General features: G+C 63.4%; 13 protein-coding genes. 12 read left to right on the forward strand and 1 reads right to left on the reverse strand.

Annotated elements, in window-relative coordinates; genetic code table 11:
• Positions 1-49: 49 nt before the first annotated feature.
• Positions 50-931, forward strand: a complete 882-nt coding sequence (locus ACYQ47_RS03110; RefSeq protein ID WP_250526692.1) for an IclR family transcriptional regulator — start codon at positions 50-52, stop codon at positions 929-931.
• Here the strand turns inward: ACYQ47_RS03110 and ACYQ47_RS03115 are convergent.
• The gene (locus ACYQ47_RS03115) at positions 928-2,001 is read right to left on the reverse strand and encodes a porin (RefSeq protein ID WP_459904430.1); all 1,074 of its coding nucleotides are present in this window, start codon (positions 1,999-2,001) and stop codon (positions 928-930) included. The genes ACYQ47_RS03110 and ACYQ47_RS03115 overlap by 4 nt on opposite strands.
• Positions 2,002-2,464: 463 nt before the next feature.
• Between ACYQ47_RS03115 and ACYQ47_RS03120 the strand changes: the two genes are divergently transcribed.
• The 11 genes from ACYQ47_RS03120 to ACYQ47_RS03170 are packed head-to-tail and all read left to right on the forward strand — an operon-like array spanning position 2,465 to position 12,044.
• A complete protein-coding gene (locus ACYQ47_RS03120) occupies positions 2,465-2,782 on the forward strand; it encodes a non-heme iron oxygenase ferredoxin subunit (protein WP_250467001.1) in 318 nt (105 codons plus the stop codon).
• A gap of 1 nt (position 2,783) precedes the next feature.
• A complete protein-coding gene (locus tag ACYQ47_RS03125; RefSeq protein WP_459904431.1) occupies positions 2,784-3,092 on the forward strand; it encodes a recombinase-like helix-turn-helix domain-containing protein in 309 nt (102 codons plus the stop codon).
• 45 nt (positions 3,093-3,137) lie between these two features.
• On the forward strand, positions 3,138-4,196 hold the full coding sequence (locus ACYQ47_RS03130; RefSeq protein WP_459904432.1) for an aromatic ring-hydroxylating dioxygenase subunit alpha: 1,059 nt from the start codon (positions 3,138-3,140) through the stop codon (positions 4,194-4,196).
• The gene (locus ACYQ47_RS03135) at positions 4,189-4,944 is read left to right on the forward strand and encodes an SDR family oxidoreductase (RefSeq protein WP_459904433.1); all 756 of its coding nucleotides are present in this window, start codon (positions 4,189-4,191) and stop codon (positions 4,942-4,944) included. The genes ACYQ47_RS03130 and ACYQ47_RS03135 overlap by 8 nt, the downstream gene beginning before the upstream one ends.
• Before the next feature lie 33 nt (positions 4,945-4,977).
• Entirely contained in the window at positions 4,978-5,505 is a 528-nt protein-coding gene (locus tag ACYQ47_RS03140) for a cupin domain-containing protein (protein WP_250467008.1), read from the forward strand.
• Between the two features lie 8 nt (positions 5,506-5,513).
• Entirely contained in the window at positions 5,514-6,371 is an 858-nt protein-coding gene (locus ACYQ47_RS03145; protein ID WP_309849243.1) for an alpha/beta fold hydrolase, read from the forward strand.
• 17 nt (positions 6,372-6,388) lie between these two features.
• Positions 6,389-7,255, forward strand: coding sequence for an IclR family transcriptional regulator (locus tag ACYQ47_RS03150; protein WP_459904434.1), 867 nt, complete (start codon positions 6,389-6,391; stop codon positions 7,253-7,255).
• Complete coding sequence (locus ACYQ47_RS03155) at positions 7,252-8,061, forward strand: SDR family oxidoreductase (RefSeq protein ID WP_250526696.1); 810 nt, start codon at positions 7,252-7,254, stop codon at positions 8,059-8,061. The genes ACYQ47_RS03150 and ACYQ47_RS03155 overlap by 4 nt, the downstream gene beginning before the upstream one ends.
• On the forward strand, positions 8,054-9,721 hold the full coding sequence (locus ACYQ47_RS03160) for a thiamine pyrophosphate-binding protein (protein WP_250493398.1): 1,668 nt from the start codon (positions 8,054-8,056) through the stop codon (positions 9,719-9,721). The genes ACYQ47_RS03155 and ACYQ47_RS03160 overlap by 8 nt, the downstream gene beginning before the upstream one ends.
• Positions 9,714-10,538: an aspartate dehydrogenase gene (locus ACYQ47_RS03165; RefSeq protein WP_250493399.1), complete on the forward strand. Its 825-nt coding sequence runs from the start codon at positions 9,714-9,716 to the stop codon at positions 10,536-10,538. Before ACYQ47_RS03160 ends, ACYQ47_RS03165 begins: the two co-directional genes overlap by 8 nt.
• Before the next feature lie 15 nt (positions 10,539-10,553).
• Positions 10,554-12,044 carry an aldehyde dehydrogenase gene (locus ACYQ47_RS03170; protein ID WP_459904435.1) on the forward strand — a complete coding sequence of 497 codons (1,491 nt, stop codon included), beginning with the start codon at positions 10,554-10,556 and terminating at the stop codon, positions 12,042-12,044.
• The last annotated feature ends 4 nt before the right edge of the window (positions 12,045-12,048 follow it).

Here is a 12,048-nt window from a genome sequence, read left to right on the forward strand (position 1 = left end):
CGCGTTATCATTGCCATCTCTCGAATAACAATGAAGACGACCGCCGATCATGGCTTCAGGCAGACAAGATGAAACCGACGCGGACTTCCGCCCCGACGGAGAAGCGGACGCGTCCACGGCAGGCGCCAACTATCTCGTGCCAGGGCTCGAACGAGGCCTGCGCATTCTTGCTGAATTTTCGGCGCGTGAGCCGGTGCTCGGCGCGCCGGAATTGTCGCGCCGCATCGGCATTCCACGCACGACCACGTTTCGCCTCTTGCAGACGCTCGAATCGCTCGGCTTTCTCGAACGCGTGAATGGCGACCGCAATTTCCGGCTGGGCGTCGCGGTCTTGCGACTCGGCTTCGAATATGTGAACTCGCTCGAACTGACCGACTTTGGCACACCGTTGCTTGAACGCCTGCGCGATGCCACCGGCCTTTCCACGCATCTGCTGATCCGCGATCAGCGTGACGTGGTCTTTATCGCCAAGGCACAGAGTCACGAGCGCATGTTCAGTTCGGTGAAGGTGCAGGTCGGCACGCGCCTGCCCGCCCATGCGACCGTGCACGGTCACGTACTCATGGGCGACCTGACGCGCGAGGCGCTTCGCACGCTTTATCCGGAAGAGCGGCTCGAGCAGTACACGGACCGCACGCCCGTTACCGTCGATGAACTGTACGAGCGCGTCCGCGAGTGCGCGACGCTTGGCTATGGTCTGAGCGAGGCGTCGTTCGAGCGCGGCATTTCGGTGGTCACGGCGCCGGTGCGCGACCGCGCGGGCGCCATCGTTGCGGCCGTCACGGCGACCGTGCCGCGCTCAGACATCGGGCGGGACGAGGAGAAGCGCCCGCTTATCGAAGCGGTGTGCGGCGCGGCCATCGATCTGTCCGCGCGGCTGAACTACCGCCCATCGCCCGACGATCCGACCGCGCGGCTCCTCTCCCGCTAGAACGAGTGATGAATGCCCGCGAGCACGATCACCTGATTGGCCGTGCTCGACACGCCCGCCGTGAAGAACGCCGCCTTGGCGCCCGACGTGGCGTGCTCGTAGAGCGCATTGACGTATAGCTGCGTGGACTTCGACAGCAAATATATCTCGCCGATTTCGAGTTGCGTCCAGCGTCCGCCCGCGAAAGTCGTGGTGGCCGCGCCGCCCGCGATCCAGTTGTCGGGCATGATCTTGTAGGTGAGACCGGCATCGTAGGACTGGAAGGTGTTCGAGAAGCCATTCGATTCCAGCTTCACACGCGTATAAAGCCCATGCACGAGAAACTTGCCGATCTCGTATGACGCGCCCGCGCCCATCACTTCCTGCTTGTCCGCCACGTAACTCGCGGATGCAACGCCCTGGAAGGTGTTGATGCCCGTCGTGACGATGGACGGGGTGCGGTTATGCTCGTTCGCGTAAGTCGCGGCCGCCTTGAACGGACCGTTTGCATACGAGACGCCAAAACCGAGGTTCCTGCCCGTGGAAAAGTTCGTCGTGTTGCCTAGGCCCATCATCGCGCCGGCGGAAAAGCCATAGAAGTTCGCCGAGCGGAATTTGACCGAGTTGTCGTACGGCACCACGCCCGTATCGGCGAGTTCGTCGAGATTGCCCGGATGGAACGCGTACCAGCTTGCCGCGAGATAGGCCGTCGAAAGCGGTCCGAGCATGTCGAAGCTGAATGGCGTCTGATGCCCGAACGTCAGCGTGCCCACGTTGTTCTGATCGAGACCGAGGTAGGCTTGCCGATTCCACAGCGTGTTGGCCTTCGCGAAGGTTCCGGTATTCGTATAAAAGCCGTTTTCGAGTTGCGCCACCGCCTTAAGCCCGCCGCCCAGATCCTCGACGATCCGAAAGCCCCAACGATCCGGCTGCATGTTGCCCTGCTCTTCCATCCACTTTGGATGTCCGCCCACGTTGTTCACGTACGCGATGCCGGCATCGAGGCTGCCGTAAAGCGTCACTGTACTTTGCGCCGCCGCGCCGGTTGCGATCCCGGCTCCGAGCAGCCCCGCTGCGATGATGTGCTTCACCCTTCGTCCTCCTAACCGTGTGGTTCAAGAGCGGACCCGTTCCGCTTCTTTCCTTTGCCGTTTCATAGCGCTTGACCGCAACCCGGACGGCCTTCGATGACCGTGCTTCGGAAGGCATCGCGCTGATCAATGGTTATGTTCCATATATGGATCAACGTCCTGCCTATGGAAAGTATAGTGAGGTTTTTAGCGCGGAAATAATAATTTTGCGACGCGGTCGGCAACGTCAAACGGGACTGAAGAACCGTAACTCCGGCAGGAAAAATGCTTCTGAATCAAGGTCAAAGCGCACTCTAGGCGCGTTGCTAGTGAGAGGGGATGCACATTTTTAAGACGCAGCTTCAGTGTTTTCACCTAGAGCGGCGGATTTTTATTTTGTCACGGCAAAAGCACTCCTATAATGCCCATACATAAACTGATGTTCCTTATGTGGAACGCAATACGATCCCAAGGAAGGTGAGAGATGGCAGAACAGTGGCGTTGCGCCGGTCATGCCGGCGACCTGTCGGAAGACGCGCCGATCGAGTTCAAGCTCGACGACGGCGCGGAAATCGGCATCTACAAAGTCGGCGATGAGGTGTATGCGCTCGAAAACGTCTGCCCGCACGCGTATGCGCTGCTGACGCAGGGTTTTATCGATGGCGACACCGTCGAATGTCCGCTGCACGAAGCGGTGTTTCACATCCCCACGGGCAAATGCATGAAAGAGCCCGGCGGACGCGACCTGAAGATGTATTCGGTGCGTCTGGCCGGTGAAGAAATCCAGATCAAGGTGGCGTGACATGGAAAAAATCGTGAGCTTCAATCCGCATCTCAAGCCGTGGCTCGCGCCGCAACCGAATAACGTCGCGGGCAAGGGCGTGATCGAGCAGCCCGGACAAACCGAAAACTTCGTCTGGCAGACGCGCAAGGCGGAACCGACCCAGTACGAGAACGATTTCGGCGATGCCCTCGAACGCGTGTTCGAAGCCGGTGCGCTGGAACTCGATCAGGTGGCCGCAGGCTTGAACAAGGATGGCTTTCGCACGCCGGAAGGCGTGGCCTGGACCACCGAGCGTCTCGCCGCCGAGTTGCGCACGCTCGCGGAATGACGCGGCGGCACTGACAAAACGACATCGAATCCGGAGCAGATCCCCATGACGTCCCTCAAGCAAATCTCGACCGCCGATCCCGTCCAGCGCTATCTGGATCGCGGTCTGCGTAATTACTGGTATCCCGTGGCGCCGAGCTGGCAAGTGGCGAATGCGCCTATCGGGCTCACGCGTCTCGGCGATCAGATCGTCCTGTGGCGCGATAACGAAGGCCATGTACATGCGCTCGAAGATCGCTGCCCGCATCGCGGCGCGCGGCTGTCGCTCGGGTGGAATCTCGGCGGCAGCGTGGCGTGCTGGTATCACGGTATCGAAGTGGATGGCAGCGGCACCGTGCAGAAAGTGCCGGCCGTTTCCGCGTGCCCGCTCGAAGGACAGAAGTGCGTGAAGTCGTATCCGGTGGAAGAGCGCGCCGGCGCGATCTTCCTCTGGTTCGGCGACGACGCCAATCAGGAACCCGCGCCGCTCGCGCTGCCGGAAGAACTCGTCGGCGAGGAATACGCGAGCTTTCTTTGCATGTCGCACTGGAAGTGCAATTACCAGTACGCCATCGATAACGTCATGGACCCGATGCACGGCGCATATCTTCACGCGACCTCGCATTCGATGGCCGAAGGCGACAAGCAGGCCGACATGCGCGTGCGCAAGACCGACACCGGTCTCATGTTCGAAAAGGTGAATCAGCGCGACGTGAATTTCGACTGGGTGGAACTCGGCGAAACCGGCTGTCTGTGGATGCGCCTGGCTATTCCCTACAAGAAGAAGTTCGGCCCGGGCGGCAACTTCGGCATCATCGGTTTTGCGACGCCCGTGGACGAAGACAACTGCCAGGTCTACTTCTGGCGCACACGCAAGGTGTCCGGCTGGCAGCGCGACGCATGGCGTTTCCTGTATCGCAATCGTCTGGAAGGGCTGCACTGGGCCGTGCTGGAACAAGACCGCTACGTGCTCGAAAGCCTTGCGCCCAACGCGCGCGATCACGAATTTCTCTATCAGCACGATGTCGGCATGACGCGCGTTCGGCGTCTTCTGAAGCAACGCGCGCAGCAGCATTTGGCCGCGCTGGAAACAAGTGCAAAGGACGCGGAGCACGTTCATGCGTGACGCGCTCAAAGGCCGCCGCGTACTCGTGACCGGCGGCGCTCGCGGACTCGGCGCAGCGTTCGTCACGGCGCTCGCCAAACAAGGCGCGCGGGTCGCTTTCGGCGATGTCCTGCATGCCGAAGGCGAAGCGCTCGCGCGATCGCTCAGAGAAGCGGGCCACGACGCGCATTTCATCGCGCTCGATCTGGCAGACCCGTCAAGCATCGAAGCGTGCGTGGCGGCGAGCGTGCAGACGCTCGGCGGTATCGACGGCCTCATCAACAACGCCGCGATCACCAACTCGGGCGGCAAGTCCGCGGAAGAGCTGACGCCCGCGACCTGGGATGCCGTCATGAACGTCAACGTGCGCGGCGCATGGCTGATGAGCGTGGCATGCCTGCCGCATCTCGCGAAGTCGGGGCGCGGAAGCATCGTCAATATCGCTTCGGATACAGCGTTGTGGGGCGCACCGAAGCTTCTTGCCTACGTTGCGAGCAAGGGCGCGGTGATTGCGATGACGCGTTCCCTCGCCCGCGAATTCGGCGGCCGCAACGTGACGGTCAACGCCATTGCGCCCGGCCTCACCGAAGTCGAGGCGACCGCCTACGTTCCCGCCGAGCGTCACGAGTATTACCTGAAGGGCCGCGCGCTCATGCGTGCGCAAGTACCCGACGACGTGAACGGCCCTGTGCTGTTCCTGCTCTCGGACGCCGCGCGTTTCGTGACGGGCCAGTTGCTGCCGGTCAACGGCGGCTTCGCGATGAATTGACTTCTACCTCATTCGAACACCTGGAGATTGACGATGGCCGATGCAGATATCGAACGCAAATCGTGGGAGCAGCCCGCTGGCGCGAGCTTCGATCAATGGATGACCACGCGCGTCGCGCGCCTCGACACGCGGCGCTACGACTGGGACGCGCTTAAGTTTCAGGCTGACTACGACCCGAAGTATCGCCGTGCGCAGATGCGCTATGTCGGCACGGGCGGCACCGGTGTCGCCAAGGACATGAACACGGTTCCCGCAGGCGGCTTCACCTTCTCGACGATGGTCATTCCCGCCGGCAACATCGGACCGAGCCATATCCACATGGACGTCGAGGAAATCTTCTTCGTATTGCGCGGCAAGATGAAAGTGGTTTGCGAGAAGGACGGCGAAACCTGGGAAACGGTGATCGGCGAGCGCGATCTCATTTCGGTGCCGCCGGGCGTTTATCGCACGGAGATCAATATCGGCGAGGAAGACGCGCTCATGTGCGTGATGCTCGGCGCGGCCAAGCCCATTACGCCGACGTATCCGCCGGACTCGCCGCTCGCCAAGCTCAAGCGTTGAGACCCGCCATGACCGCTCGCACGCTCACCCACCTCGACGCGCTCGCGCAGTTTCCCGAAGCGCGTATCCATACCGCACATGGTGTCACGGGTTATCGCAAGGCAGGTGCCGCGCACCTGCGCACCCTGCCCGTGGTGCTTCTGCATGGTATCGGTTCGGGCGCGGCGTCGTGGCTCAGGCAACTCGACGCACTCGGCGCGCATCGCCGTGTGTTCGCATGGGACACGCCGGGTTATGGCGTATCGACGCCCGTGGCAAGCGCGCAGCCGCATGCGGCGGATTATGCGCAAGCGCTTGCGGCATGGCTCGATGCGCTCGATATCCCGCGTTGCGTGCTTGTCGGTCATTCGCTCGGCGCGATCATCGCGGGTTCGTTTGCAGCGCGCATGCAAGGGCGCGTCGCGGGCTTGCTGCTGATATCGCCGGCGGCGGGATATGGCGCGGCATCGAAGGAAGAGCGTGAAAAGAAACGCGACGCGCGTCTGGCGATGCTCGCCGAACTGGGTGCGCAAGGCCTTGCACGCGAACGCAGCGCCAACATGCTGTCGCCCGATGCGGACGATGCCGCGCGCGACTGGGTGCGCTGGAACATGGCGCGCATCGTTCCTGCCGGCTATGCGCAAGCGACGCATCTGCTCGCCAACGCGGATCTTGCAGCGGACGTTGCACGTTATGAAGGACGCGTGGCCGTGGCCGTCGGCGCGCATGACGCGATCACGCCGCCCGTTGCGTGCGAGCGCATCGCGCAAGCGGCACGCGTGAGCTTGCAGGTGATGCCGCACGCGGGCCACGCAGGTTATGTCGAAACGCCCGGCGCTTATACGGCGCTGATCGAATCGTTTTGCACTAGCGCGGATCGACCATGAAAGAGGAAGGACAAACAATGAAACCGGAGACGTTCGGCGCAGACGACGCCGACAAGGCCGAACCGACTTACATCGTGCCGGGACTCGAACGCGGCCTCAAGATTCTCGCGGAGTTTTCGCCGCGCGAGCCGGTGCTCGGCGCGCCCGAGCTGTCGCGGCGTCTAGGCATTCCGCGCACGACGGTGTTTCGCCTCTTGCAGACGCTCGAATCGCTGGGTTTTCTGGAGCGCGCGGACAAGGATCGCAATTACCGGCTGGGCGTGGCCGTATTACGCCTCGGCTTCGAATACCTCAGCTCGCTCGAATTGACCGATCTCGGCTTGCCCGTGATCGAAGCCTTGCGCGATGCAACCGGCCTCACGAGCCACATCCTGATTCGCGATGGGCGCGATGTCGTGTTCGTGGCGAAAGCGCAAAGTCACGCGCCGATCTTCAGCTCGGTGAAGGTGAATGTCGGCACGCGTCTGCCCGCTCATGCGACCACGCACGGTCATGTGCTGATGGGTGATCTTTCGCTCGACGAGCTACGCGCGCTTTATCCCGAGCCGCATCTGGAACGCTTTACGAAGGCGACGCCAGAAACGGTCGAGGAACTCTTCGAACGCGTGAAGGAAGACGCCGAACGCGGTTTCGCCACCAGCCAGTCATCGTTCGAGCGCGGCATTTCGGTGGTGACCGCGCCGGTGCGTAACGACACGGGGCGCATCGTTGCCGTCATCACGACGACGATCCCGCGTCCGGAGATCGATGCCGCGCTGCTCGAAAGCGGTCTCATCGACCGGGTCCGCGAAGCCGCCGATGCGCTCTCCATGCGTCTGAATTATCGTCCGGCCGCGCGGACCGCCGCGTCGAGCCGCTATATGAAGTCTCTGGGGTTGCAATGATTCAGATCGATCTCACGGATAAGGTTGCGGTAATCACGGGCGGATCGTCTGGTATCGGCTTCGCGACGGCGCAACTCTTCCTGCGCGCGGGCGCGGCAGTCGCCATCTGCGGCCGCAACGGCGAACGCCTCGACGCCGCGCAGGCCGAACTCGAGCGCCAGTTCCCCGATACGCCGTTGCTCGCGGCCCGCTGCGACGTGCTTGATGCCGAACAGGTGAACGCTTTCGCGGCGCGCGTCATGGAGCGCTTCGGCCGCGTCGACATGCTGGTGAACAACGCGGGACAGGGCCGCGTGTCCACCTTCGCCGATACCACCGACGACGCCTGGCGCGACGAGCTCGACCTCAAGTACTTCAGCATCATCCGTCCGACGCGCGCTTTCCTGCCGATGTTGAAGGATGCGCCCTCGCCCGCGATCGTCTGCGTGAATTCGCTGCTCGCGCTGCAGCCCGAGGCGCACATGGTCGCGACGTCATCGGCGCGTGCGGGCGTGTTGAGTCTCGTCAAGTCGCTAGCGACCGAGCTTGCGCCCGAGCGCATCCGCGTGAATTCGATCCTCATCGGCATCGTGGAATCGGGACAGTGGAAGCGCCGCTATCGACACTATCTCGATGCGCAGCCCGAACCGCGTCAGAGCTGGGAGCAATGGACCGCCGAGCTCGCGCGGAAGAAAAACATTCCGCTCGGCCGCTTCGGTCTTCCCGAAGAAGCCGCGCAAGCGCTCTTTTATCTTGCTTCGCCGTTGTCGTCCTACACGACCGGCAGTCATATCGATGTTTCCGGAGGCTTTGCCCGACATGTCTAAAACCACCACGGTCGGCGAACTGATCGCCGCGTTTCTCGAACAATGCGGCGTGCGCACGGCGTTCGGCGTCATCTCGATCCACAACATGCCGATCCTCGACGCCATCGGCCGGCGCGGCAACATCCGCTACGTCGGCGCACGCGGGGAAGCCGGCGCGCTCAACATGGCCGACGGTCTTGCGCGCGTGTCGGGCGAACTGGGCGTGGCGTTCACCTCGACCGGCACGGCGGCGGGCAATGCAGCAGGCGCGATGGTCGAAGCGCTGACGGCGGGCACCGCGCTGCTGCATATCACCGGTCAGATCGAAACCGAGTATCTCGACCAGGACCTCGCGTATATCCACGAAGCGCCGGACCAATTGGCGATGCTGCATTCCATCTCCAAGGCGGCGTTTCGTGTACGCACCGTTGAGACCGCGCTGCCGACCATCCGCGAAGCCGTGCGCGTCGCGCTGACCGCGCCTGCGGGTCCGGTGAGCGTCGAGATTCCCATCGACATTCAGGCGGCGCAGATCGAATGGCCGGCGGACCTCGCCGCACCGCACGTCGGCATGCTCACGCACGACACTCTGCGCGTGCAGCAACTCGCCGAAGCGTTGACGCAAGCGAAACGCCCGCTCCTGTGGCTTGGCGGCGGCACGCGTCACGCGCGCGCGGCGGTCGAGCGTCTGGTGAAGCTGGGCTTCGGCGTGGTCACGAGCGTGCAGGGGCGTGGCGTGTTGCCCGAGGATCATCCGGCCACGCTCGGCGCGTTCAACGTGCATCCTTCCGTCGAAGCGTTTTACAAGACGTGCGACGCGCTCGTGGTCGTCGGCTCGCGTCTGCGCGGCAACGAAACGCTCAAGTACAAGCTCGCGCTGCCATGGCCGCTCTATCGTATTGATGCCGACGCACTCGCCGACAACCGGGGTTACCGCAACGAACTCTTCGTGCATGGCGATGCCGCCACCGTGCTCGACGAACTCGCCACGTTGCTCGAGGGCCGCTTGCGCGTCGATCAGACGTTCGCGGGCGATCTTGCCGCCGCGCGGGAAGTCGCGGTGGCGGAAGTATCGAAGGGACTCGGGCCGTACAAGCGTCTGGTCGATTCACTGCAACGCGCGGTAGGCCGCGACTACAACTGGGTGCGCGACGTCACCATCTCGAACAGCACGTGGGGCAATCGGCTGCTGAAGATTTTCAACCCGCGCGCGGGCGTGCATGCGCTAGGCGGCGGCATCGGTCAGGGCATGCAGATGGCCATCGGCGCGGCGCTTTCGTGCGCGGCGAAGAAAACCGTCGCGCTCGTCGGCGATGGCGGTTTGATGGTGAACGTAGGCGAACTCGCCACCGCCGTGCAGGAAAAAGCCAACGTCATGATCGTACTGATGAACGACCAGTGCTACGGCGTCATCCGCAACATTCAGGACGCGCAGTACGGCGGTAGGCGCATGTTCGTCGATCTGCATCAACCGGATTTCGCGCAGTTTTGCGCGAGTCTCGGCCTCGCGCATCGCCGCATCACGTCGCTCGATCAGGCCGATGAGATCGTGCGCGAAGGGCTTGCCATCGACGGTCCCGTGCTCGTGGAAGTGGACATGCTTTCGGTCGGCTCGTTCGCGACCGCGTTTGCCGGGCCGCCCGTGAAAAAGGAAGAGCCGAAGGAGCCGGAATATGCGTGATCCCCGACATGTCCATCAAGCGATCGATGTCGCGATGATCGGCTTCGGCGCGATCGGCCGCGCGGTGTATCGCGCGCTCGATCACGATCCGCATGTGCGCATCTCGCATGTGATCGTGCCGGAGCGCGATCGCCACGATGTGCGCGCCTTGCTCGGCGACGGCGTCGATGTCGTATCGCATGTCGATGCGCTTTCGCATCATCCCGAGTTCGCACTCGAATGCGCGGGCCATGCGGCGCTCGTCGATCACGTGGTGCCGCTGCTCAGGTCGGGTACGGACTGCGCGGTGGCGTCCATCGGTGCGCTGTCCGACGTGAACCTGCTCGCCGCGCTCTCGCACGCCGCCGACGAAGGCGCGGCCACGCTCACGCTGCTTTCCGGCGCGATAGGCGGTGTGGACGCGCTGGCATCGGCGAAAGAAGGCGGCCTCGACGAAGTGCAATACACCGGCCGCAAGCCGCCGCTCGGCTGGCTCGGCACGCCCGCCGAAGGCGTCTGCGACCTGCACGCGCTGACGGTCGAGACCGTGATCTTCGAAGGCACGGCGCGCGATGCGGCGCGGCTCTATCCGAAGAACGCGAACGTCGCGGCAACCATCGCGCTCGCGGGCCTCGGGCTGGATGGCACGCGCGTCACGCTGATCGCCGATCCGACAGTCGAACGCAACGTGCATCGCATCGTGGCGCGCGGCGCGTTCGGCGAGATGTCGCTCGAAATGTGCGGCAAACCGCTGCCGTCGAATCCCAAGACGTCCGCGCTCACCGCGTTCAGCGCGATTCGTGCGTTGCGCAATCGCGCTGCACGCTGCGTCATTTGAGGAGCATGTAGAACCATGAATCATCCCGACACTTCGCTCGTTTCGTCTGGCGAGATTTTTCTCGGCGGCGAGTGGCGCAAAGGCCGCGGCAACGGTTACGCGAGCATCTATCCGGCCGATCAATCCGTCAACGCGGAGATCACCACGGCGAGCGCCGACGATGCGCTCGAAGCCGTGGAGATTGCAGATCGCGCGTGGCGCCGCGACGACTGGGCCGGCCTCAAGCCGCATCAGCGCGCGGCGGTGCTGCATCGCATCGCTGCCCTGATCGAAGCGCGCCACGAAGCGCTCGCGCAATTGCAGCGCCGCGACAACGGCAAGCCGATCAGCGAAACGCGCGCGCTCGTCGCGAGCGCCGCCAGCACGTTCCGCTATTTCGCATCGTGTCTCGAAACACTCGAAGAAGCGCTGACGCCCCCACGCGGCGACTATCTGACGATGAGCGTGCACGAACCGCTCGGCGTTATCGCCGCGATCACGCCGTGGAATTCGCCCATCGCCTCCGATGCGCAGAAGCTCGCACCCGCGCTCGCCGCCGGCAACGCGGTCGTGCTCAAACCCGCCGAAGTGACGCCGCTTGCTTCGCTGGCGCTGGCGCGCATCTGCGAGGAGGCGGGCGTGCCGCGAGGCGTGGTGAGCGTGTTGCCGGGCAAGGGATCGGTGATCGGCGACGCGCTGGTGCGCCATCCGCTCGTCAGAAAAGTCGCGTTCACGGGCGGCACCGAAGTGGGCCGTGGCATCGCGCGACTCGCGGCGGAGAAGTTGATGCCGGTATCGCTCGAACTCGGCGGCAAGTCTCCGACCATTGTCTATGCCGATGCGGACCTCGATCACGCGGTCAACGGCGTGCTATACGGCATTTTCAGTTCGTCGGGTGAATCGTGCATCGCGGGTTCGCGCTTGTTCGTCGAACGCAAGGTATATGGCGAATTCATGGCGCGGCTCGTGGAAGGCGCGCGCAAGCTGCGTGTCGGCGACCCGACGCGCGAGAACACGCAGATGGGTCCGCTCATCACGGCGCAGCATCGCGAGACCGTGGAACGCTTCGTCGCGCTCGGTCAGTCCGAAGGCGGCCGTGTGTTGTGCGGCGGCGAACGTCCCACGGGCGAAGGCCGCGAAAAAGGCTTCTTCTATCTACCGACGATCATCGAGGGTTTGAGCAACGACGCGCGCATGTGCCAGGAAGAGATCTTCGGCCCGGTGCTCGCCGCCCTGCCCTTCGACGACGAAGACGCGCTCATCTGCGCTGCGAATGACAGCGTATTCGGTCTTGCCGCAGGCATCTGGACGCGCGACTACAAGCGCGCGTGGCGCACGGCCCGCACGCTTGCAACCGGCACCGTGTGGATCAACACCTACAAGCAATTCTCGATTTCGACGCCATTCGGCGGCTGGAAGGACAGCGGCATGGGACGCGAAAAAGGCCATTTGGGCCTGCGCGAATACATGCAGCAAAAGAGCCTTTACTGGGGCTTGAACGACGCCCCGCTGCCGTGGGCGAACTGAAGAG

The organism is Caballeronia sp. HLA56 (assembly GCF_054655155.1).

Coding starts and splice junctions, on each gene's coding strand:
- ACYQ47_RS03110 (WP_250526692.1), top strand. CDS start 50: ATGGCTTCAGGCAGACAAGATGAAACCGACGCGGACTTCCGCCCCGAC.
- ACYQ47_RS03120 (WP_250467001.1), top strand. CDS start 2,465: ATGGCAGAACAGTGGCGTTGCGCCGGTCATGCCGGCGACCTGTCGGAA.
- ACYQ47_RS03125 (WP_459904431.1), top strand. CDS start 2,784: ATGGAAAAAATCGTGAGCTTCAATCCGCATCTCAAGCCGTGGCTCGCG.
- ACYQ47_RS03130 (WP_459904432.1), top strand. CDS start 3,138: ATGACGTCCCTCAAGCAAATCTCGACCGCCGATCCCGTCCAGCGCTAT.
- ACYQ47_RS03135 (WP_459904433.1), top strand. CDS start 4,189: ATGCGTGACGCGCTCAAAGGCCGCCGCGTACTCGTGACCGGCGGCGCT.
- ACYQ47_RS03140 (WP_250467008.1), top strand. CDS start 4,978: ATGGCCGATGCAGATATCGAACGCAAATCGTGGGAGCAGCCCGCTGGC.
- ACYQ47_RS03145 (WP_309849243.1), top strand. CDS start 5,514: ATGACCGCTCGCACGCTCACCCACCTCGACGCGCTCGCGCAGTTTCCC.
- ACYQ47_RS03150 (WP_459904434.1), top strand. CDS start 6,389: ATGAAACCGGAGACGTTCGGCGCAGACGACGCCGACAAGGCCGAACCG.
- ACYQ47_RS03155 (WP_250526696.1), top strand. CDS start 7,252: ATGATTCAGATCGATCTCACGGATAAGGTTGCGGTAATCACGGGCGGA.
- ACYQ47_RS03160 (WP_250493398.1), top strand. CDS start 8,054: ATGTCTAAAACCACCACGGTCGGCGAACTGATCGCCGCGTTTCTCGAA.
- ACYQ47_RS03165 (WP_250493399.1), top strand. CDS start 9,714: ATGCGTGATCCCCGACATGTCCATCAAGCGATCGATGTCGCGATGATC.
- ACYQ47_RS03170 (WP_459904435.1), top strand. CDS start 10,554: ATGAATCATCCCGACACTTCGCTCGTTTCGTCTGGCGAGATTTTTCTC.